The following is an 18,008-nucleotide window of genomic DNA, read 5'->3' on the forward strand; positions in this document are numbered from 1 at the left end:
ATTTCCCCAGAGCTTAGCGACGCCAGAGGCGTCGGTTTTTTTGTAGCTATACTTAGCGGAGTCATTCATTCACGGGGATCGGGAGGACGCATGGCGACCCAGGCACTTCAGGACAATGCGCTTTTTCAAACAGGCTATTTTGTAGACGGCGTATGGAAAACGCTGGAGAACACCTTCGACGTGACCAACCCGGCAACGGGCGAGGTGATAGCGAAGGTCGCTAAAGCAGGCAAAAAAGAGACCGAGGAGGCGATTGCTGCCGCCACGCGCGCGTTTCCTGCCTGGCGGGCGAAAACCGCGAAAGAGCGCTCCGCTATTCTCTACCGCTGGTATGCGCTGATTATTGAGAACAAAACCTGGCTGGGACAGCTGATGACCAGCGAGCAGGGTAAGCCGCTGAAAGAGGCGGAGGGCGAAGTCGAGTACGCCGCCAGCTTTATTCAGTGGTTCGCCGAAGAGGCGAAGCGCGCCAACGGCGAGATTATTCCACCGATTAAACCCGGCTCGCGCATTCTTGCCACCCGCGAGCCGATTGGCGTTGTTGCAGCCATCACGCCGTGGAACTTCCCGATGGCAATGCTGACCCGCAAGCTGGGTCCGGCGCTGGCGGCTGGCTGTACCGGCGTCATCAAGCCCGCCAACAATACGCCCCTCAGCGCCTTTGCCCTTGTGCAGCTGGCGAAAAAAGCGGGCGTCCCGGATGGGGTACTCAATGCCGTGGCGGGCACCACCGCTGAGATCAGCGATGCGATCATGGCCAGCCCGCAGGTGCGTAAAATCTCCTTCACCGGTTCTACTGCCGTGGGTAAAACGCTGGTGCGTAACGCCGCTGAAACCATGAAAAAAGTGTCGATGGAGCTGGGGGGCAACGCGCCCTATATCGTCTTTGACGATGCAGACATCGATGCCGCCGTTGAGGGGGCGATTGCCAATAAATTCCGTAACGCCGGGCAGGTGTGCGTCAGCGTCAACCGTTTCTATATCCACGAAGCCGTTTATGACGCCTTCGTGAACAAGCTCGCCGAGCGGGTTAACGCCCTGAAAGTGGGTAACGGTATGGAGGAGGGCGTGGTCGTGGGGCCGCTCATCGAGTCGGCGGCGGTGGACAAGGTGCGCGAACATGTAGAGGATGCGATTGCCAAAGGCGCAACGGCGCTGGCGGGCGGCAAAGCCCACGCGCTGGGAGGAAACTTCTGGCAGCCAACGGTGCTCACCAACTGTAGCGACAGCATGAAGCTGGCTGCGGAGGAGACTTTCGGCCCGGTGGCCGCCTGCTTCCGCTTTACCACCGAAGATGAGGTGATCCATCGCGCTAACGATACGCCGTTTGGCCTTGCAGCCTATTTCTATACTCAGAATCTACAGCGCGTCTTCCGCGTATCGCAGGCGCTGGAAGCCGGGATGATTGGGGTTAACGAGTGCGCGGTATCTACCGAACTGGGACCATTTGGCGGAGTGAAAGAGTCTGGCTTAGGCCGGGAAGGGTCGGTACTGGGACTGGAAGAGTACCTGGAGGTTAAAACTCTTCATCTCGGAGGATTATAAACACTGGGGCGGCACAAGCCGCCCATTCGCGCAGGGTGGCTAATAATGACTATTTACACGTTTGATTTTGACGAAATTGACGATCAAGACGCTTTTTATCGCGAATTTTGCCGCACTTTTACTATCGATCGGACAAAGGTGAATAATCTGGACTCGCTGTGGGAGGTAGTAACCAGTGAGGATAACGTTCTGCCGATGCCGCTTGAGATCGAGTTTGTCCACCTGCATGAAAAACAACGTCGTCGCTTTGGCGCGTTAATCCTGCTCTTTGACGAAGCCGAAGAGGAGCTGGGCGGCATGCTGCGGTTCAACGTGCGCGCCTGAAGGCACACTTCAGTTATAAAAAAGCAGGTATAAAAAAGCCCCCGACAGGCGGGGGCAAGGTCGTAGAACACTACGACGAGGGTTTATTTGTAGAGTTCTGCAGTAGCGTGCCAGTGGTCACCGGTACGCGCTTCGATAATACGGTAAGAGGATGCGCCCTGTGCTTCGGCTTTTTGATTCAGCGCATCACGAATATCCATCGGTGAGGAGCTTACTGCGCCTACGGAGACCGTACCGATTGCCTGGCGGCCCTGCGCCTGATCAGCGTTAATGGAGTCAGCAGCGAAAGCACCGAAAGAGAGTGCAGACAGGATGCCCAGAGCGGCTACAGTTGTTTTGATTTTCATGGTGTTTACCTCGTCGGATTCTTATTTACTGGGGTCTTGTTTCGTGACCCTCATCACAAAATCAAGTATACACTAATCACCGCAAAAATTAATACCATGCTAATGGTTTCATGGGTTATTACGTCACATAAATTTAACTTCTTATAACGTAAAAGAATAAAAATGCGGTTTTAAGAGGGGGTGTTGATTTCTATCTCTAAGAAAATCATATGGATACGCTTTTTTAGCATTTTGTGCGATCGCGCAGGTGGGATCCACTGGATGACAAAGAGATGAAAGAGAATCGCACATTCTGTTAAAGGCGCAGGCAGTGGATTATGGTGATAAACGGGCTAACCGAGAAAGATTCCCCTCGCTAAGGTGCGAGGGGAGAGAGGATCATAGCTCTTGTTCAAACAGCACCAGGATCGCTTCGTAGAGATCCTTTACGGTAAAGCCGCTGGCAGGGGTGGTAAAGATGGTATCGTCCCCCGCGATGGTGCCGAGAATGCCTTCTGATTTCCCTAATGAGTCCAGCAGGCGCGCAATCAGCTGGGCGGCCCCCGGGCTGGTGTGGATAACCACCACCGCATCGTTATAGTCGATGTCCAGCACCAGGTTCTTCAGCGGACTTGAGGTAGTCGGCACGCCAAGCTCTGCGGGCAGGCAGTAGACCATCTCCATTTTGGCGTTGCGCGTACGCACCGCACCGAACTTCGTCAGCATTCGGGAGACTTTGGATTGATTAATGTTATCAAACCCTTGCTCCTGCAGTGCCAGGACGATTTCGCCCTGGGAGCTGAACTTTTCTTCTTTAAGCAGCGCTTTGAACGCCTTAACTAATTCTTCTTGTTTTGCCGAGCTTCGCATAAGTCACCCGTAGAATGGCGATTGAAACAACATTATTATGCATAAAAATGAATTTTTATGCAAATAGTCTGCCACTATTAAGGCTGAAATAATGTTATGAAAGCCGCGGATTTTATCAAAATAACTTATCGAGAAACATGCCTGTGTCACGGGTCACAAATAAGATTAAAAGTAAAATAAATGTTATTAAAGTGCTGTTGTTTTGCTAGCTTTACAGGGTGTATTGTACCGCCTGCGGGGATATGCCTGGCTTTATGAAGGAAATTTTCATGCTGCCGGAGAGGGCAACAGAAAGTGGATGATGCTAAAAGCGAGCTGAGGCGCGTTTTTTCTGCAGAATGATCGCTATCATTTACCCCATGTTGTCATGTCCTTAGCAACGGAGTAACGGTATATTTCGCTAATCATAATAAGGAGTTTAGGATGAAAGTTGCAGTCCTCGGCGCGGCAGGCGGTATTGGCCAGGCGCTAGCCCTACTTCTCAAGACCCAACTGCCTTCAGGCTCAGAACTCTCTCTGTACGACATCGCACCTGTCACCCCTGGCGTGGCGGTTGACCTGAGTCATATCCCTACTGCTGTTAAAATTGAGGGCTTCGCTGGCGAAGATGCTACCCCAGCGCTGAAAGGTGCAGACGTGGTACTGATCTCTGCGGGCGTCGCACGTAAGCCAGGAATGGATCGCTCCGATCTCTTTAACGTCAACGCTGGCATCGTTAAAAACCTGGTGAGTCAGGTTGCGAAGACCTGTCCGCAGGCGTGCATCGGCATTATTACTAATCCGGTGAACACCACCGTCGCTATCGCCGCTGAAGTGCTGAAAAAAGCAGGCGTTTACGACAAGAACAAACTGTTTGGCGTGACCACGCTGGACATCATCCGCTCCAACACCTTTGTGGCCGAGCTGAAAGGCAAGCAGCCTGGTGATGTTGAAGTGCCGGTTATCGGCGGTCACTCTGGCGTCACTATTCTGCCGCTGCTGTCGCAGATCCCTGGCGTTAGCTTCTCCGAGCAGGAAGTGACCGATCTGACCAAACGTATTCAGAACGCGGGTACGGAAGTGGTCGAAGCGAAAGCCGGTGGCGGTTCTGCAACCCTCTCTATGGGCCAGGCGGCGGCGCGCTTTGGGCTCTCGCTGGTACGCGCCCTGCAGGGCGAACAGGGCGTCGTTGAGTGCGCCTACGTTGAGGGCGATGGCGAGCACGCACGCTTCTTCTCTCAGCCGCTGCTGCTGGGTAAAAACGGCGTCGCGGAGCGCCAGTCTATCGGCACCCTGAGCGCTTTCGAGCAGCAGGCAATGGAAGGGATGCTGGAGACGCTGAAAAAAGATATCCAGCTCGGCGAAGAGTTTGTGAATAAGTAATTCAGAACCGTAGCTCTCGTAGGCCGGGTAAGGCTGTAAGCCGCCACCCGGCATTACCGCAATGCCCGGTGGCGCTATGCTTACCGGGCCTACGGAACTACAAAACTGGGCTAGTTTGTAGCCGGGTACTCCTGAATCGTCACGTGTAGCAGCAGCTTTTTATCCTCACGCATCACCTCGACCGGGATCTCCGAACCCGGACGGATCTCCGCCACCTGGTCCATCGTCTCCAGTGCCGAAATGGCTGGCTTGCCGTTCACCGAGACAATCACGTCGTTAACCTGAATACCTGCGCGTGCCGCCGGACCGTCCGGGGCCACCTCGTTAACCACGATCCCCTGGATCTGATCGATCCCACCGCCCTGAGTATGCAGAGGCGCGATCTCTCTGCCGCCGATACCGATATAGCCACGGATCACCCGCCCGTCGCGGATCAGCTTATCCATAATCTTGGTGGCCAGCTGGAACGGGATAGCGAAGCCGATCCCTTCCGGCGTTTCGCCATCGTTGCTCTTATCAAACGAGAGGGTATTAATGCCCATCAGCTCGCCGAGGGAGTTAACCAGCGCGCCGCCGGAGTTGCCGTGGTTAATGGAGGCATCGGTCTGCAAGAAGTTCTGCCGTCCCGACGGGTTCAGACCGATGCGGCCGGTGGCGCTGATGATCCCCTGGGTGATGGTCTGGCCGAGGTTATAGGGGTTACCGATAGCCATAACGACGTCGCCGATGTGCGGGGTGCGCTGACGGTTGATAGGGATCACCGGCAGGCCGCCGGTGGCGTTGACCTTCAGCACCGCCAGATCCGTTAGCGTATCGGAGCCGACCAGCAGCGCCTCAAATACGCGACCGTCCTGCAGCGCGACGATGATCTGATCCGCATCGTTAATCACGTGCTTGTTGGTAATAATATACCCGCGCTGATCCATGATCACCCCGGAACCCAGGGTGCGGATCTCCAGCTGATTGTTGGTCGAGCTGGCTGCGCTGCGGTTATAGACGTTGACCACCGCAGGTGCAGCCCGGCGCACCGCCTGGTTATAGCTCACCGGCGTTTCATCGGTGCTGTCAAACTGTGGGGTAGCGGAGGCGCTCAGCTGACGTAGCGAGGGCAGGGCAGCCAGCAGCAGGCTACCTACAATGAGGCCAATAGCGACAGATCGGAATAGCTTCACTAACATGATGCGGACGTCGTTAAAGAGGGTGCGGGCAGCATAGCACGACTTATCCGGACATCACACAGCGTCGGTGATGTCCGGCAGTCTGGGGCTAGCGCAGGAGTAAATAGAGCGTATCGTTACCGCGCACGACGTGTAGCGCAATGATAGTAGGCTTCGTCTCCAGCACCTTACGCATCTCGGCGATGGACTGCACGCGCTCGCGGTTGACGCCGATTATCACGTCGTCTTTATGCAGGCCAGCCTGGGCGGCGGGACTCTCTTTGGCCACCTCCTCAACTTTGATGCCTTTAGTACTATCCTTCAGCTGTCCATCGGCCAGGCTTGCGCCCTGTAATGCCGGAGAGAGGGTCTCCGCGCTGGCGGAGGAGGCGGTGCTTTTGTCCAGGGTCACTTCCACGTCCTGGCCTTTGCCATCGCGCAGCAGGCCAAGCTTGACCTTGGTGCCAGGCGCTGTGGTGGCGATGCGCGAGCGCAGCTCGGCAAAGCTGTTCAGCGGCTTGCCGTTCAGGCTGACGATCACGTCGCCCGATTTGATCCCGGCTTTGGCTGAGCCTGAGCCGGGCAGCACTTCGCTCACGAAGGCCCCGCGCTGGACGTTGAGGTTAAACGCCTTGGCGATATCGGCGCTCATCTCCATGCCTTTGATACCTAACAGGCCGCGCTGGATTTCACCGGACTGGATCAGCTGCTGGGCGAGGGTTTGCGCCATGTTGCTGGGGATAGCAAAGCCAATGCCGATGCTGCCGCCGGTTGGGGCCAGAATCGCGGTGTTGATGCCGATCAGCTCGCCGTTGAGGTTGAGCAGCGCCCCGCCGGAGTTGCCGCGGTTAATAGAGGCATCGGTCTGAATAAAGTTCTCTAGCCCCTCAAGGTTGAGCCCGCTGCGTCCGAGGGCCGAGATAATCCCTGAGGTAGCGGTCTGGCCGAGGCCAAACGGGTTACCAACCGCGACGGCAAAATCACCGACCCGCAGCTTATCGGAGTCGGCAACGGCAATCTGTGTCAGCCCGGTGGCGTTCTGCAGCTGTAACAGGGCAATATCGCTCTGGTCATCGCCGCCAATCAGCTTGGCTTCAAACTCACGACCATCGTTAAGTTGGACGTTAATCTTCTGCGCCTGGTTAATCACGTGGTTATTGGTCAGCACATAGCCTTTGGCGGCGTCGATGATCACGCCGGAGCCTAGCCCTTCAAACGGCTGGGCCTGGCCATCAGGCAGCTCTTCACCGAAATATTTTTTCAGCTCTTCAGGTATTTTTTGCTCGGGGGCGACCGCCGTGCCTTCTACCTGCACGCTCACCACCGCAGGCAGCACCTTCTCCAGCATTGGCGCGAGGCTGGGAAGCGCCGGCTGGCCGGGGATCTGCGCGGGCAGCGAGGCCGTCGCCGGGAACGGTGCCGAGAGGGATAATCCGACACTTAACGCTAATGCACTCAACAGCGGGTTTCTTTTCTTCATTGATGCAAGCTCTCGTGACCTGAAGTGTAAGGAAAAAAATGTCCCAAAACGGATCGATGTTATTGAATTTTCAACCGGGTAACAATGCGGATAATGATTAAATAATAGCTGGGATGGCGAAAGAAGAGGCGGGCGTAGCCAGTACGCCCGAAAAAAAAGTAGGTCAGGATCAGTCGCGCTTCGCTGCACCGCGCAGCAGGCCCGACGCGCTGTCGGAGTAGTCACGCGGCATCTGAACCGGGGCCTGGTCGTTACCGGCTTCGGACTCGGCAAGGCGGTTGCGGAACGGATTGTCCTCTGCAGACATCTCTGGCAGCAGCTGGCTGGAGCTTTTTGCCATGTGCTGATAAAGCTGACGGTAGTCGTGGGCCATGTTATCGAGCAGCTCTGCGCTGCGGGCAAAGTGGCCGGTAAGCTCTTCACGATACTCTTCCAGCTCGGCTTTGTTCTTCTCTAACTCATACTGTAAGGCCTGCTGCTGGCGCAGTTTGCGGTTTCCAAAGCGCATGCCCACAGCACCAATAATGATGCCGACGACTAATCCAATTAGCGCATATTCCCAGGTCATGAACATCTCCCGTTGTGTTGTAAGTCCGTAGGGTGTAAGCGGCGAGGCTCCTTGCCTGTGCCTCATTATGCCACTATAACCGCTAAATCCGTATAAGTGGAATCCTGGCACAGCATCGCGTAGTGTAGAGCGGCCTTTTTTTCACCAGCCAGGACCTGCGGCAAATTCATTATCAAGGAATAACAATAGCATCATGCAGAGCCTTACCCCCACATCGCGATATCAACTGGCCCTAAAAGAGGGCAGCCATCAGCCTGACGACGTCCAGCGCGAGGCCGTCAATCGGCTGGAGACCCTCTATCAGCAGCTCACGAACCGTACCGAGACGCCCGCTGCCGGCGGCGGACTGCGGGCGGCGTTTGGTAAACTGCTGGGCAAGCGCGAGACGCACAACGCAGCGCCGGTGCGGGGCCTGTATATGTGGGGCGGCGTCGGGCGGGGGAAAACCTGGCTGATGGATCTCTTCTACCATAGCCTGCCGGGTACGCGTAAACAGCGGCTGCACTTTCACCGCTTTATGCTGCGGGTGCACGAAGAGCTAACCCAGCTGCAGGGGCAGAGCGATCCGCTGGAGATCGTTGCCGACCGCTTTAAGGCCGAGACCGACGTGCTCTGCTTTGACGAGTTTTTTGTTTCGGATATCACCGATGCCATGCTGCTGGGCGGCCTGATGCAGGCGCTGTTTGCCCGTGGCATTACGCTGGTCGCCACGTCAAATATTCCGCCGGAGAATCTCTATCGCAACGGCCTGCAGCGCGCGCGCTTCCTGCCGGCTATCGAGGCGATCAAGCAGCACTGCGACATCATGAACGTTGACGCCGGGATTGATTATCGCCTGCGCACGCTGACCCAGGCGCACCTCTGGCTGTCGCCGCTGAATGCCGAGACGGCGCAGCAGATGGAGACGCTGTGGCAGGCGCTGGCCGGGGCGAAGCGGGAGAATCATCCGACGCTTGAGATTAACCACCGTCCGCTGCCGACGCTGGGGGTAGAGAACCAGACGCTCGCGGTCTCTTTTACAACCCTGTGCGTCGATGCCCGCAGCCAGCATGACTACATTGCGCTCTCGCAGATGTTCCATACCGTGCTGCTGTTTGACGTCCCGGTGATGACCCCGCTGATGGAGAGCGAAGCCCGGCGCTTTATCGCGTTGGTAGATGAGTTTTACGAGCGCCACGTCAAGCTGGTGATCAGCGCCGACGCGGCGCTGCATGAGATCTACCGGGGCGAGCGGCTGAAGTTTGAGTTCCAGCGCTGCCTGTCGCGTTTGCAGGAGATGCAGAGCGAGGACTATTTAGCCCGCGAGCACCTGGCCGGATAAAGGCGAAAACCTCGTCACGAAGTATAAAAAGGGGTCGATCTTTGACCCCGACTTCTCTATAATCTTGCGACCCCACGTTACGAGAAGGTTTTTTTCCCAAAACTTTCTATGTGCTGGCATTTGCTATTCGAAGGGGTAGGTTTGCCGGACTTTGTCGTGTGAGCCTCAACTGACTAAACGTTTGGGTGTTCACCAACGTGTAACTTATTACTTGGGTAAGCTTTTAATGAAAACTTTTACAGCTAAACCAGAAACCGTAAAACGCGACTGGTATGTTGTTGACGCGACCGGTAAAACTCTGGGCCGTCTGGCTACCGAACTGGCTCGTCGCCTGCGCGGTAAGCACAAAGCGGAATACACTCCGCACGTAGATACCGGTGATTACATCATCGTTCTGAACGCTGACAAAGTTGCCGTAACCGGTAACAAGCGTACTGACAAAGTGTACTATCACCACACTGGCCACATCGGTGGTATCAAACAAGCGACCTTTGAAGAGATGATTGCCCGCCGTCCTGAGCGTGTGATTGAAATCGCGGTTAAAGGCATGCTGCCAAAAGGCCCGCTGGGTCGTGCTATGTACCGTAAACTGAAAGTTTACGCGGGTAACGAGCACAACCACGCGGCACAGCAACCGCAAGTTCTGGACATCTAATCGGGATTATGGCAATGGCTGAAAATCAATACTACGGCACTGGTCGCCGCAAAAGTTCTGCAGCTCGCGTTTTCATCAAACCGGGCAGCGGTAAAATCGTTATCAACCAACGTTCTCTGGAACAGTACTTCGGTCGTGAAACTGCCCGCATGGTAGTTCGTCAGCCGCTGGAACTGGTCGACATGGTTGAGAAACTGGATCTGTACATCACTGTTAAAGGTGGTGGTATCTCTGGTCAGGCTGGTGCGATCCGTCACGGTATCACCCGCGCTCTGATGGAGTACGACGAGTCCCTGCGTGGCGAACTGCGTAAAGCAGGCTTCGTTACTCGTGACGCTCGTCAGGTTGAACGTAAGAAAGTCGGTCTGCGTAAAGCACGTCGTCGTCCTCAGTTCTCCAAACGTTAATTTGTTTCTGCTTACGCAGAACGAATGGCGCAAAAACCCGGTTTATGCCGGGTTTTTTTATGGACAAAAGATAAGATATCCACAGCAAGCATCGATTTTTTCCTGATTTGCAGCATTTCCGGAATCCCCTCACCACAAAGCCCGCGAAATCTGGTAAACTATCATCCAATTTTCTGCCCAAATGCCGGGGATTGCTCATTTTTTGCTGCGTTTTGCACAAATGCGTCTCTCCGGGTGGATGGGTGACCTTACATCTGGCTAGTCACTTTGTGGCTCGCAGCAGTAATATTCTGAATATACCTGGAGGTTTTCATGGCTGTCGCTGCCAACAAACGTTCGGTAATGACGCTGTTTTCTGGTCCTACTGACATCTATAGCCACCAAGTCCGCATCGTGCTGGCCGAAAAAGGTGTGAGTTTCGAAATCGAACACGTGGAAAAGGATAATCCGCCTCAGGATCTGATTGACCTCAACCCCAATCAAAGCGTACCGACGCTGGTGGATCGCGAGCTGACCCTGTGGGAGTCTCGCATCATTATGGAGTACCTGGACGAGCGCTTCCCGCACCCGCCGCTGATGCCGGTCTATCCGGTTGCGCGTGGTGAGAGCCGTCTTTACATGCAACGCATTGAGAAAGACTGGTACACGCTGATGAACGTTATCGTCAACAGCGCCGGTGCTCAGGCAGATGCCGCCCGTAAGCAGCTGCGTGAAGAGCTGCTGAGTATCGCCCCGGTCTTTACCCAGAAACCTTACTTCCTGAGCGATGAGTTCAGCCTGGTAGACTGCTACCTGGCACCGCTGCTGTGGCGTTTACCGCAGCTGGGCATTGAGCTGAGCGGTACCGGTTCGAAAGAGCTGAAAGGCTACATGACCCGCGTTTTCGAACGCGACTCCTTCCTCGCTTCTCTGACAGAAGCCGAACGCGAAATGCGCCTCGGCCGGGGTTAATACGCATGGATTTGTCACAGCTCACTCCACGCCGTCCATATCTGCTGCGCGCATTCTATGAATGGCTGCTGGATAACCAGCTCACGCCGCACCTGGTGGTAGACGTGACGTTGCCTGGCGTACGTGTGCCGATGGAGTACGCCCGAGACGGACAGATCGTTCTCAACATCGCCCCGCGTGCGGTAGGGAACCTTGAGCTGGCGAACGACGAAGTGCGTTTCAACGCGCGCTTCGGCGGCGTGCCGCGCCAGGTTTACGTGCCGCTGGCTGCCGTGCTGGCTATCTACGCCCGTGAAAACGGCGCAGGTACCATGTTCGAGCCGGAAGCAGCCTACGATGGCGAAGCGGTTACCGTCAACGACGATGACGAAACGGCAACGGCTGAAAGCGAAACCGTGATGTCGGTGATCGACGGCGACAAGCCCGATCACGTTGACGATGACAACGAGCCCGATAACGATCCACCGCCGCGCGGTGGCCGTCCGGCGCTGCGCGTCGTGAAGTAATCCCACAGGCCCCTCGGGGCCTGTTTTGCTTTCTGCCCCTTTTCGCCACCTCTGACTTCCTGTGTTATGATGAATTGTTCTCCCTTTCCGGCACCGGACTGCTATGAAACCAATTGATCTCAAAGCTGAAAACTCAACGGAAATGCCTGGCCGCACGCTGCGACGCCGTCCGCTTGCGCGCAAAAAGCTCTCTGATATGGTGGAAGAGGAGCTGGAGCAAATGATCCGTCGGAAAGAGTTTGCCCAGGGGGAGCAGCTGCCTTCCGAGCGCGAGTTAATGGAGTTTTTCAACGTTGGCCGTCCCTCTGTACGTGAAGCGCTGGCGGCGCTGAAGCGTAAGGGGCTGGTACAGATTAACAACGGCGAGCGCGCGCGTGTCTCCATGCCGTCTGCCGATACCATCATTAGCGAACTCTCCGGCATGGCGAAAGATTTTCTGACCCAGCCCGGCGGTATCGCCCATTTTGAGCAGCTGCGGTTGTTCTTTGAGTCCAGTCTCGTGCGCTACGCCGCAGAGTATGCCAGCGATGAACAGATCGAACGGCTAACAAAAGCGCTGGAGATTAACAGTCAGTCGCTTGATGACAACACGCTGTTCATCCGATCCGATGTTGATTTTCACCGTGTGCTGGCAGAGATCCCCGGTAACCCGATCTTTATGGCGATCCACGTCGCATTGCTCGACTGGCTGATTGCCGCGCGGCCTAAAGTGGCAGATTCAGAGCTATATCAGCACAACGACGTTAGCTATCGACAGCACATTGCGATCGTGGATGCGATCCGCCGTCGCGATCCCGATGAAGCCGATCGGGCGTTGCAAACTCACCTCAACAGCGTTTCTGCTACCTGGCATGCTTTCGGCCAACGCGCCAAAGCCAAAAAATAACCTCCCTTTAGTGAAGCAGATCGCAATATAAGCGTTCTGGATAGGATCGCCGCGTAATCGTTCTGGTATAACAGGTATAAAGGTATATCTTTTAAACAGACCCATTATCAATTGAGGTAGCTATGGCAATGCAATTACGTGGCGTAATGGCCGCACTTCTGACGCCGTTTAACAGCCAGCAGATGCTGGATCAAGAGAGCCTGCGTCGTCTGGTTCAGTTCAATATTCAGCAAGGCATTGATGGTCTTTATGTCGGCGGTTCGACGGGGGAGGCCTTTGTACAAAGCCTTGCCGAACGCGAGCAGGTAATGGAGATCGTGGCGGAAGAGGCGAAGGGAAAAATAACGTTAATCGCCCACGTGGGCTGCGTCAGTACAGCGGAAAGCCAACGGCTTGCCACCGCTGCCGCTCGCGTTGGCTTCGACGCCGTGTCCGCGGTCACACCGTTTTACTACCCCTTCAGCTTTGAAGAACATTGCGATCATTACCGTGCAATTATTGATTCTGCCGATGGTTTGCCGATGGTGGTGTACAACATCCCGGCGCTGAGCGGCGTTAAATTGACGCTTGATCAGATCGCTACGCTGGTCACCCTGCCGGGCGTTGCTGCCCTAAAGCAAACCTCTGGCGATCTCTTCCAGATGGAGCAGATCCGTCGCGCGCATCCGGATCTGGTGCTCTACAACGGTTACGACGAGATCTTTGCCTCTGGCCTTCTCGCAGGCGCAGACGGTGGGATCGGCAGTACCTACAACATTATGGCCTGGCGCTATCAGGCGATTGCGAAAGCGGTGCGCGAAGGAGATAACACCACCGCGCAACGCCTGCAAAGCGAATGCAACAAGGTCATTGACCTGTTGATAAAGGTAGGCGTCTTCCGTGGCCTGAAGACGGTTCTGCATTATATGGACGTGGTCTCCGTGCCGCTGTGCCGCAAACCGTTTGCGCCGGTAGACGAAAAATTTACGCCAGCGTTAAAAGCTCTGGCAGAGCAACTGATGGCGGAAAAACGCTAACGCACTGCCGGATGGCGCTTTGCTTATCCGGCAAAACGACAGAGAAATCGTCGGGAGAGTGAAATGAGTACTTCTACCCAAAGCATCCCGTGGTATCGCCATCTTAGTCGCCCTCAGTGGCGCGCCTTCTCTGCCGCCTGGCTGGGATATCTGCTTGATGGCTTCGATTTTGTGTTAATTGCATTAGTTCTAACAGAAGTAAAAAGTGAGTTTGGCCTGACGACCGTGGAGGCGGCAAGCCTGATTTCGGCAGCCTTTATTTCGCGTTGGTTCGGCGGTCTGCTGCTGGGGGCGATGGGCGATCGCTACGGGCGTAAGCTGGCGATGATCACCAGCATCGTGCTTTTCTCCTTTGGCACGCTGGCCTGCGGTTTTGCGCCGGGCTACATCACGCTGTTTATTGCCAGGATGGTTATTGGCATGGGAATGGCGGGCGAGTACGGCTCCAGTGCGACCTACGTGATTGAAAGCTGGCCAAAACACCTGCGCAATAAGGCGAGCGGTTTTCTTATCTCTGGCTTCTCCGTCGGTGCCGTGTTGGCCGCGCAAGTATATAGCCTCGTCGTGCCCCTGTGGGGCTGGCGCGCGCTGTTCTTTCTCGGCATCTTGCCTATCGTGTTTGCGCTGTGGCTGCGCAAAAACATACCTGAAGCGGAAGACTGGAAAGCGAAACATGAAGGCAAAGCGCCGGTGCGAACCATGGTCGATACTCTTTATCGCGGGAAATACCGCGTCATCAATATTGTGATGACCCTGTTTGCCGGAACGGCACTGTGGTTCTGCTTTGCCGGTGAACTGAACAACGCAGGGCTGATCGTGATCCTGGGGCTGCTGTGTGCCGCTGTATTTGTCAGCTTTATGGTGCAAAGCAGCGGCAAACGCTGGCCCACCGGCGTCACGCTGATGGTTGTCGTGCTGTTTGCCTTCCTCTACTCATGGCCCATTCAGGCATTGCTGCCTACCTGGCTTAAAACCGACCTGGGGTATGATCCGTCAACGGTGGCGCAGGTGCTGTTCTTCAGCGGATTCGGTGCGGCCATAGGCTGCTGCACGGGTGGCTTCCTCGGCGACTGGCTCGGTACGCGTAAAGCTTATGTCTACAGCCTGCTGGCCTCGCAACTGCTGATTATCCCTGTCTTTGCGATCGGCGGCACAAATCTCTGGGTGTTGGCCTTGCTACTCTTTTTCCAGCAGATGCTGGGGCAGGGGATCTCAGGAATATTACCCAAACTGATCGGCGGCTATTTTGATACTGACCAGCGTGCTGCCGGGCTGGGCTTTACCTACAACGTGGGGGCATTGGGTGGGGCGATTGCGCCGGTGATCGGGGCCTTGCTGGCACAGAATATGGAGCTCGGTACGGCACTGGGTTCGCTCTCCTTTGGCCTGACGTTTGTCGTGATCCTGCTTATCGGTCTGGATATGCCCTCCCGCGTACAGCGCTGGCTGAGGCCGGAAGCCTTGCGAACGCATGACGCCATTGACGGCAAACCGCTGAGCGGCGCAATGCCTTTCAGCGTCAGCAAAAGTCGGCTGATCAAACACAAAGGATAACGTGATGTCATTGATTGAAATGCTTAGCCAAAAGAGAGCGGCACAGGGCGGATTGATTGTCTCCTGCCAGCCGGTGCCAGCAAGTCCGATGGACAGGCCAGAAATTGTCGCGGCGATGGCGCAGGCGGCAGAGCAGGCTGACGCCGTGGCGGTACGCATAGAAGGGATCGCGAACCTGCGGGCCGCGCGTCCGCTGCTCTCGGTTCCGGTGATTGGCATTATTAAGCGCGATCTGCCTGATTCGCCGGTGCGCATCACCCCCTTCCTTGAAGATGTGGATGCGCTGGTGGCGGCGGGAGCCGACATTATTGCCTTTGATGGCACCGATCGCGTCCGGCCGATAACGCGGGAAGCCATTGTGGCGCGGATCCATCATCACCAACGGCTGGCTATGGCGGACTGCGCTTCCCTTGAGGATGGAGGCTATTGTCAGCGGCTCGGAGCAGAGCTGATAGGCTCTACGCTTTCAGGTTACCTGACGCCAGACACGCCCATCGCTCCCGACCTGGCGCTGGTGCGTGCGTTAAGCGATGCGGGGTGCCGCGTGATTGCTGAAGGCCGGTACAACTCACCGGCGCTGGCGGCGCAGGCGATGCAACACGGGGCATGGGCCGTCACTGTCGGCTCAGCAATCACCCGCCTTGAACATATCTGCCAGTGGTTTAATGACGCCATGCGTGAGGCGGTGAAATGACGACGCTGGCCATTGATATCGGCGGCACGAAGCTGGCTGCGGCCCTGGTGGAGGGCCAAACCATTACGGCACGCAGGGAGTGCGCTACGCCCGCCAGCCAGACGCCGCAGGCACTCCAGCAGGCGTTGCATTCGCTGGTCGCACCTTTCAGGGCGCAGGCCGATCGGGTGGCGGTGGCCTCGACGGGGATCATCCACGGGGGTGTCCTGACATCCATCAACCCCTCTAACCTTGGCGGGCTGGCGCAGTTTCCGCTGGTCGGGTTTCTCTCTGCGATAACGGACTTACCCGTAATGGCAATGAATGATGCTCAGGCTGCGGCCTGGGCTGAGTTTTGTGCCTTGCCTGGCGAGGACGATATGGTGTTTCTGACGGTCTCCACCGGCGTAGGGGGCGGCGTGGTGCTCAACGGACAACTACTTATGGGCAACAGTGGGCTGGCCGGGCACCTGGGTCATACGCTGGCCGATCCTGCTGGCCCCCATTGCGGCTGCGGGCGGCGAGGCTGCGTTGAGGCCATTGCGTCGGGGCGCGGCATTGCCGCGCTGGCAAAGGATGAGCTAGCCGGGCTGGATGCCAAAGCGATATTTATGCTTGCGGCACAGGGCGTTCCCCAGGCGCGTGAGCTAGTAGCAAATTCTGCCCGCACGCTGGCGCGTCTTATTGCGGACGTGAAGGCCATTACCGACTGTCAGACAGTGGTAGTTGGGGGCAGCGTTGGGCTGGCAGAGGGCTTTCTACCGCAGGTTGCAGACTTCCTGGTGCAGGAGCCTTCGGTGTATCAGGTCTCTTTGCGCGCAGCACACTACCGTCACGATGCCGGGCTATTGGGCGCGGCGCTGTTAGCACAAGGAGAGTGGTTATAATAGTGGGAGAGGTGCAGTCGCGGGTTGGTTCTGGCTTACCTGCCATATGGCTAGCCGCATAAAAAAAGCCGGAGGGCGTTTACCCATCCGGCTCGTTGTTTACACTTCGAGGTAATTCATAATGCCGTCGGCGGCTTTGCGCCCTTCGGCAATCGCCGTCACCACCAGGTCCGAACCGCGCACGATGTCACCCCCGGCGAAGATTTTCGGGTTGCTGGTCTGGAAGGCGTTTTCGTTGCCTTCCGGGGCGATGATCCGGCCCTGGGCGTCCAGCTCAACGCTGTGCTGTGCCAGCCAGGACATGCTGTGCGGACGGAAACCAAACGCCATCACCACCGCATCAGCCGGAACCACGTGCTCAGAGCCTGCGACGATCTCAGCCCGGCGGCGACCGTGTGCATCCGGCGCGCCCATCTCGGTACGCACCATCTTCACGCCGCTTACCTTGCCGTTAGCGTTCACTTCAATACCCAGCGGCTGGACGTTGAACTGGAACTCCACACCCTCTTCACGCGCGTTTTTTACTTCGCGGCGGGAGCCTGGCATGTTCTCTTCGTCACGGCGATAGGCACAGATCACGTGGGTTGCGCCCTGACGGATCGAGGTACGCACGCAGTCCATCGCGGTATCACCCCCGCCCAGCACCACGACGCGCTTGCCTTCCATGCTGACGAATGGTTCATCAGCGGTCTCACCGAAGCCCATGATCTGCTTGGTGTTAGCGATCAGGAACGGCAGGGCATCAAATACGCCAGAGGCCTCTTCGTTTTCCAGACCGCCGCGCATGGACTGATAGGTGCCTACGCCGAGGAACACCGCATCATAATCCGTCAGCAGATCGTCGAGCTGTACATCACGGCCCACTTCAACGTTGAGTTTGAACTCAATGCCCATGCCGGTGAAAATCTCCCGGCGGCGGGTCATCACCTCTTTTTCCAGCTTAAAGGCCGGAATACCAAAGGTCAGCAGGCCGCCGATCTCCGGATGGCGATCGAAGACCACCGCCTTCACGCCGTTGCGGGTCAGCACGTCGGCACATGCCAGACCTGCCGGGCCTGCGCCGATGATGGCGACGCGTTTGTCAGTCTGCTTCACGCCGGTCAGATCCGGACGCCAGCCCATCTCGAACGCTTTATCGTTGATATAGCGCTCGATGTTGCCGATGGTCACCGCGCCGAACTCGTCGTTCAGGGTACAGGAGCCTTCGCAAAGGCGGTCCTGAGGACAGACCCGGCCGCACACTTCCGGGAGGGTGTTGGTCTGGTGCGACAGCTCGGCGGCTTCAAAAATACGCCCCTCGTTGGCCAGCTTCAGCCAGTTCGGGATGTAGTTATGCACCGGACATTTCCATTCACAGTACGGGTTGCCGCAGGAGAGGCAGCGGTCTGCCTGCGCCTTGGCCTGGCCTTCTGAAAACGGCTCATAAATTTCAACAAATTCGATCTTACGGATCTTCAGCGCTTTCTTTGGCGGATCCACGCGCTGTAAGTCGATAAACTGGTATACGTTCTGGCTCATTG

The 18,008-nt window shown here is 56.5% G+C and carries 19 protein-coding genes; 13 read left to right on the forward strand and 6 right to left on the reverse strand.

Annotation, left to right across the window (positions count from 1 at the left end):
• Window positions 1-90: 90 nt before the first annotated feature.
• On the forward strand, window positions 91-1,545 hold the full coding sequence (locus NR795_RS17620) for an NAD-dependent succinate-semialdehyde dehydrogenase (RefSeq protein WP_238082751.1): 1,455 nt from the start codon (window positions 91-93) through the stop codon (window positions 1,543-1,545).
• A gap of 45 nt (window positions 1,546-1,590) precedes the next feature.
• On the forward strand, window positions 1,591-1,869 hold the full coding sequence (locus NR795_RS17625) for a barstar family protein (RefSeq protein WP_144817443.1): 279 nt from the start codon (window positions 1,591-1,593) through the stop codon (window positions 1,867-1,869).
• Between the two features lie 83 nt (window positions 1,870-1,952).
• Here the strand turns inward: NR795_RS17625 and yhcN are convergent, their stop codons facing one another.
• The gene (yhcN, locus tag NR795_RS17630) at window positions 1,953-2,216 is read right to left on the reverse strand and encodes a peroxide/acid stress response protein YhcN (protein ID WP_144817444.1); all 264 of its coding nucleotides are present in this window, start codon (window positions 2,214-2,216) and stop codon (window positions 1,953-1,955) included.
• 378 nt (window positions 2,217-2,594) lie between these two features.
• Window positions 2,595-3,065, reverse strand: coding sequence for a transcriptional regulator ArgR (gene argR, locus NR795_RS17635; protein WP_042390030.1), 471 nt, complete (start codon window positions 3,063-3,065; stop codon window positions 2,595-2,597).
• Between the two features lie 423 nt (window positions 3,066-3,488).
• Here argR and mdh point away from each other — a divergent pair, with 423 nt between their 5' ends.
• Window positions 3,489-4,427: a malate dehydrogenase gene (gene mdh / locus NR795_RS17640; RefSeq protein WP_144817445.1), complete on the forward strand. Its 939-nt coding sequence runs from the start codon at window positions 3,489-3,491 to the stop codon at window positions 4,425-4,427.
• 110 nt (window positions 4,428-4,537) lie between these two features.
• On the opposite strand, the gene degS is transcribed toward mdh, so the two are convergent.
• The 3 genes from degS to zapG all read right to left on the reverse strand — a co-directional run bounded on the left by degS (window position 4,538) and on the right by zapG (window position 7,632).
• Window positions 4,538-5,605, reverse strand: a complete 1,068-nt coding sequence (gene degS / locus NR795_RS17645; protein WP_238082753.1) for an outer membrane-stress sensor serine endopeptidase DegS — start codon at window positions 5,603-5,605, stop codon at window positions 4,538-4,540.
• 88 nt (window positions 5,606-5,693) lie between these two features.
• Window positions 5,694-7,064 (reverse strand): serine endoprotease DegQ, encoded by a 1,371-nt coding sequence (degQ, locus tag NR795_RS17650; protein WP_257758893.1) that lies wholly within the window; start codon window positions 7,062-7,064, stop codon window positions 5,694-5,696.
• A 169-nt stretch (window positions 7,065-7,233) separates the two neighbouring features.
• Window positions 7,234-7,632, reverse strand: coding sequence for a Z-ring associated protein ZapG (gene zapG / locus NR795_RS17655; protein ID WP_042390038.1), 399 nt, complete (start codon window positions 7,630-7,632; stop codon window positions 7,234-7,236).
• 193 nt (window positions 7,633-7,825) lie between these two features.
• On the opposite strand from zapG, the gene zapE reads away from it, so the two are divergent.
• The 10 genes from zapE to NR795_RS17705 all read left to right on the forward strand — a co-directional run bounded on the left by zapE (window position 7,826) and on the right by NR795_RS17705 (window position 16,488).
• A complete protein-coding gene (gene zapE / locus NR795_RS17660) occupies window positions 7,826-8,953 on the forward strand; it encodes a cell division protein ZapE (RefSeq protein WP_257758894.1) in 1,128 nt (375 codons plus the stop codon).
• Window positions 8,954-9,179: 226 nt separating this feature from the next.
• On the forward strand, window positions 9,180-9,608 hold the full coding sequence (gene rplM, locus NR795_RS17665; protein WP_024551131.1) for a 50S ribosomal protein L13: 429 nt from the start codon (window positions 9,180-9,182) through the stop codon (window positions 9,606-9,608).
• Between the two features lie 14 nt (window positions 9,609-9,622).
• Window positions 9,623-10,015 (forward strand): 30S ribosomal protein S9, encoded by a 393-nt coding sequence (gene rpsI / locus NR795_RS17670; RefSeq protein ID WP_003025138.1) that lies wholly within the window; start codon window positions 9,623-9,625, stop codon window positions 10,013-10,015.
• A 312-nt stretch (window positions 10,016-10,327) separates the two neighbouring features.
• Window positions 10,328-10,966 carry a stringent starvation protein SspA gene (gene sspA / locus NR795_RS17675; RefSeq protein WP_144817449.1) on the forward strand — a complete coding sequence of 213 codons (639 nt, stop codon included), beginning with the start codon at window positions 10,328-10,330 and terminating at the stop codon, window positions 10,964-10,966.
• 5 nt (window positions 10,967-10,971) lie between these two features.
• Window positions 10,972-11,472, forward strand: a complete 501-nt coding sequence (sspB, locus tag NR795_RS17680) for a ClpXP protease specificity-enhancing factor (RefSeq protein ID WP_144817450.1) — start codon at window positions 10,972-10,974, stop codon at window positions 11,470-11,472.
• Between the two features lie 103 nt (window positions 11,473-11,575).
• Complete coding sequence (gene nanR / locus NR795_RS17685; protein WP_257758895.1) at window positions 11,576-12,358, forward strand: transcriptional regulator NanR; 783 nt, start codon at window positions 11,576-11,578, stop codon at window positions 12,356-12,358.
• Window positions 12,359-12,480: 122 nt separating this feature from the next.
• Window positions 12,481-13,374, forward strand: a complete 894-nt coding sequence (nanA, locus tag NR795_RS17690) for an N-acetylneuraminate lyase (protein WP_257758896.1) — start codon at window positions 12,481-12,483, stop codon at window positions 13,372-13,374.
• A 63-nt stretch (window positions 13,375-13,437) separates the two neighbouring features.
• A complete protein-coding gene (locus NR795_RS17695; RefSeq protein ID WP_257758897.1) occupies window positions 13,438-14,928 on the forward strand; it encodes an MFS transporter in 1,491 nt (496 codons plus the stop codon).
• A 4-nt stretch (window positions 14,929-14,932) separates the two neighbouring features.
• A complete protein-coding gene (locus tag NR795_RS17700) occupies window positions 14,933-15,622 on the forward strand; it encodes an N-acetylmannosamine-6-phosphate 2-epimerase (RefSeq protein ID WP_257758899.1) in 690 nt (229 codons plus the stop codon).
• Window positions 15,619-16,488 carry an N-acetylmannosamine kinase gene (locus NR795_RS17705; protein ID WP_257758900.1) on the forward strand — a complete coding sequence of 290 codons (870 nt, stop codon included), beginning with the start codon at window positions 15,619-15,621 and terminating at the stop codon, window positions 16,486-16,488. Before NR795_RS17700 ends, NR795_RS17705 begins: the two co-directional genes overlap by 4 nt.
• Before the next feature lie 99 nt (window positions 16,489-16,587).
• Here NR795_RS17705 and NR795_RS17710 read toward each other — a convergent pair whose 3' ends face one another.
• Window positions 16,588-18,006: a glutamate synthase small subunit gene (locus tag NR795_RS17710; protein WP_257758901.1), complete on the reverse strand. Its 1,419-nt coding sequence runs from the start codon at window positions 18,004-18,006 to the stop codon at window positions 16,588-16,590.
• Between the last annotated feature and the right edge of the window lie 2 nt (window positions 18,007-18,008).

It is taken from the genome of Pseudescherichia sp. L3, from assembly GCF_024656065.1.
In the GTDB taxonomy this organism is placed as follows: Bacteria; Pseudomonadota; Gammaproteobacteria; order Enterobacterales; family Enterobacteriaceae; genus Pseudescherichia.

What these genes read in the sequence shown, in the direction of transcription:
- NR795_RS17620 (WP_238082751.1), top strand. Translation starts at nt 91, where the DNA reads ATGGCGACCCAGGCACTTCAGGACAATGCGCTTTTTCAAACAGGCTAT.
- NR795_RS17625 (WP_144817443.1), top strand. Translation starts at nt 1,591, where the DNA reads ATGACTATTTACACGTTTGATTTTGACGAAATTGACGATCAAGACGCT.
- yhcN (WP_144817444.1), bottom strand. Translation starts at nt 2,216, where the DNA reads ATGAAAATCAAAACAACTGTAGCCGCTCTGGGCATCCTGTCTGCACTC.
- argR (WP_042390030.1), bottom strand. Translation starts at nt 3,065, where the DNA reads ATGCGAAGCTCGGCAAAACAAGAAGAATTAGTTAAGGCGTTCAAAGCG.
- mdh (WP_144817445.1), top strand. Translation starts at nt 3,489, where the DNA reads ATGAAAGTTGCAGTCCTCGGCGCGGCAGGCGGTATTGGCCAGGCGCTA.
- degS (WP_238082753.1), bottom strand. Translation starts at nt 5,605, where the DNA reads ATGTTAGTGAAGCTATTCCGATCTGTCGCTATTGGCCTCATTGTAGGT.
- degQ (WP_257758893.1), bottom strand. Translation starts at nt 7,064, where the DNA reads ATGAAGAAAAGAAACCCGCTGTTGAGTGCATTAGCGTTAAGTGTCGGA.
- zapG (WP_042390038.1), bottom strand. Translation starts at nt 7,632, where the DNA reads ATGACCTGGGAATATGCGCTAATTGGATTAGTCGTCGGCATCATTATT.
- zapE (WP_257758894.1), top strand. Translation starts at nt 7,826, where the DNA reads ATGCAGAGCCTTACCCCCACATCGCGATATCAACTGGCCCTAAAAGAG.
- rplM (WP_024551131.1), top strand. Translation starts at nt 9,180, where the DNA reads ATGAAAACTTTTACAGCTAAACCAGAAACCGTAAAACGCGACTGGTAT.
- rpsI (WP_003025138.1), top strand. Translation starts at nt 9,623, where the DNA reads ATGGCTGAAAATCAATACTACGGCACTGGTCGCCGCAAAAGTTCTGCA.
- sspA (WP_144817449.1), top strand. Translation starts at nt 10,328, where the DNA reads ATGGCTGTCGCTGCCAACAAACGTTCGGTAATGACGCTGTTTTCTGGT.
- sspB (WP_144817450.1), top strand. Translation starts at nt 10,972, where the DNA reads ATGGATTTGTCACAGCTCACTCCACGCCGTCCATATCTGCTGCGCGCA.
- nanR (WP_257758895.1), top strand. Translation starts at nt 11,576, where the DNA reads ATGAAACCAATTGATCTCAAAGCTGAAAACTCAACGGAAATGCCTGGC.
- nanA (WP_257758896.1), top strand. Translation starts at nt 12,481, where the DNA reads ATGGCAATGCAATTACGTGGCGTAATGGCCGCACTTCTGACGCCGTTT.
- NR795_RS17695 (WP_257758897.1), top strand. Translation starts at nt 13,438, where the DNA reads ATGAGTACTTCTACCCAAAGCATCCCGTGGTATCGCCATCTTAGTCGC.
- NR795_RS17700 (WP_257758899.1), top strand. Translation starts at nt 14,933, where the DNA reads ATGTCATTGATTGAAATGCTTAGCCAAAAGAGAGCGGCACAGGGCGGA.
- NR795_RS17705 (WP_257758900.1), top strand. Translation starts at nt 15,619, where the DNA reads ATGACGACGCTGGCCATTGATATCGGCGGCACGAAGCTGGCTGCGGCC.
- NR795_RS17710 (WP_257758901.1), bottom strand. Translation starts at nt 18,006, where the DNA reads ATGAGCCAGAACGTATACCAGTTTATCGACTTACAGCGCGTGGATCCG.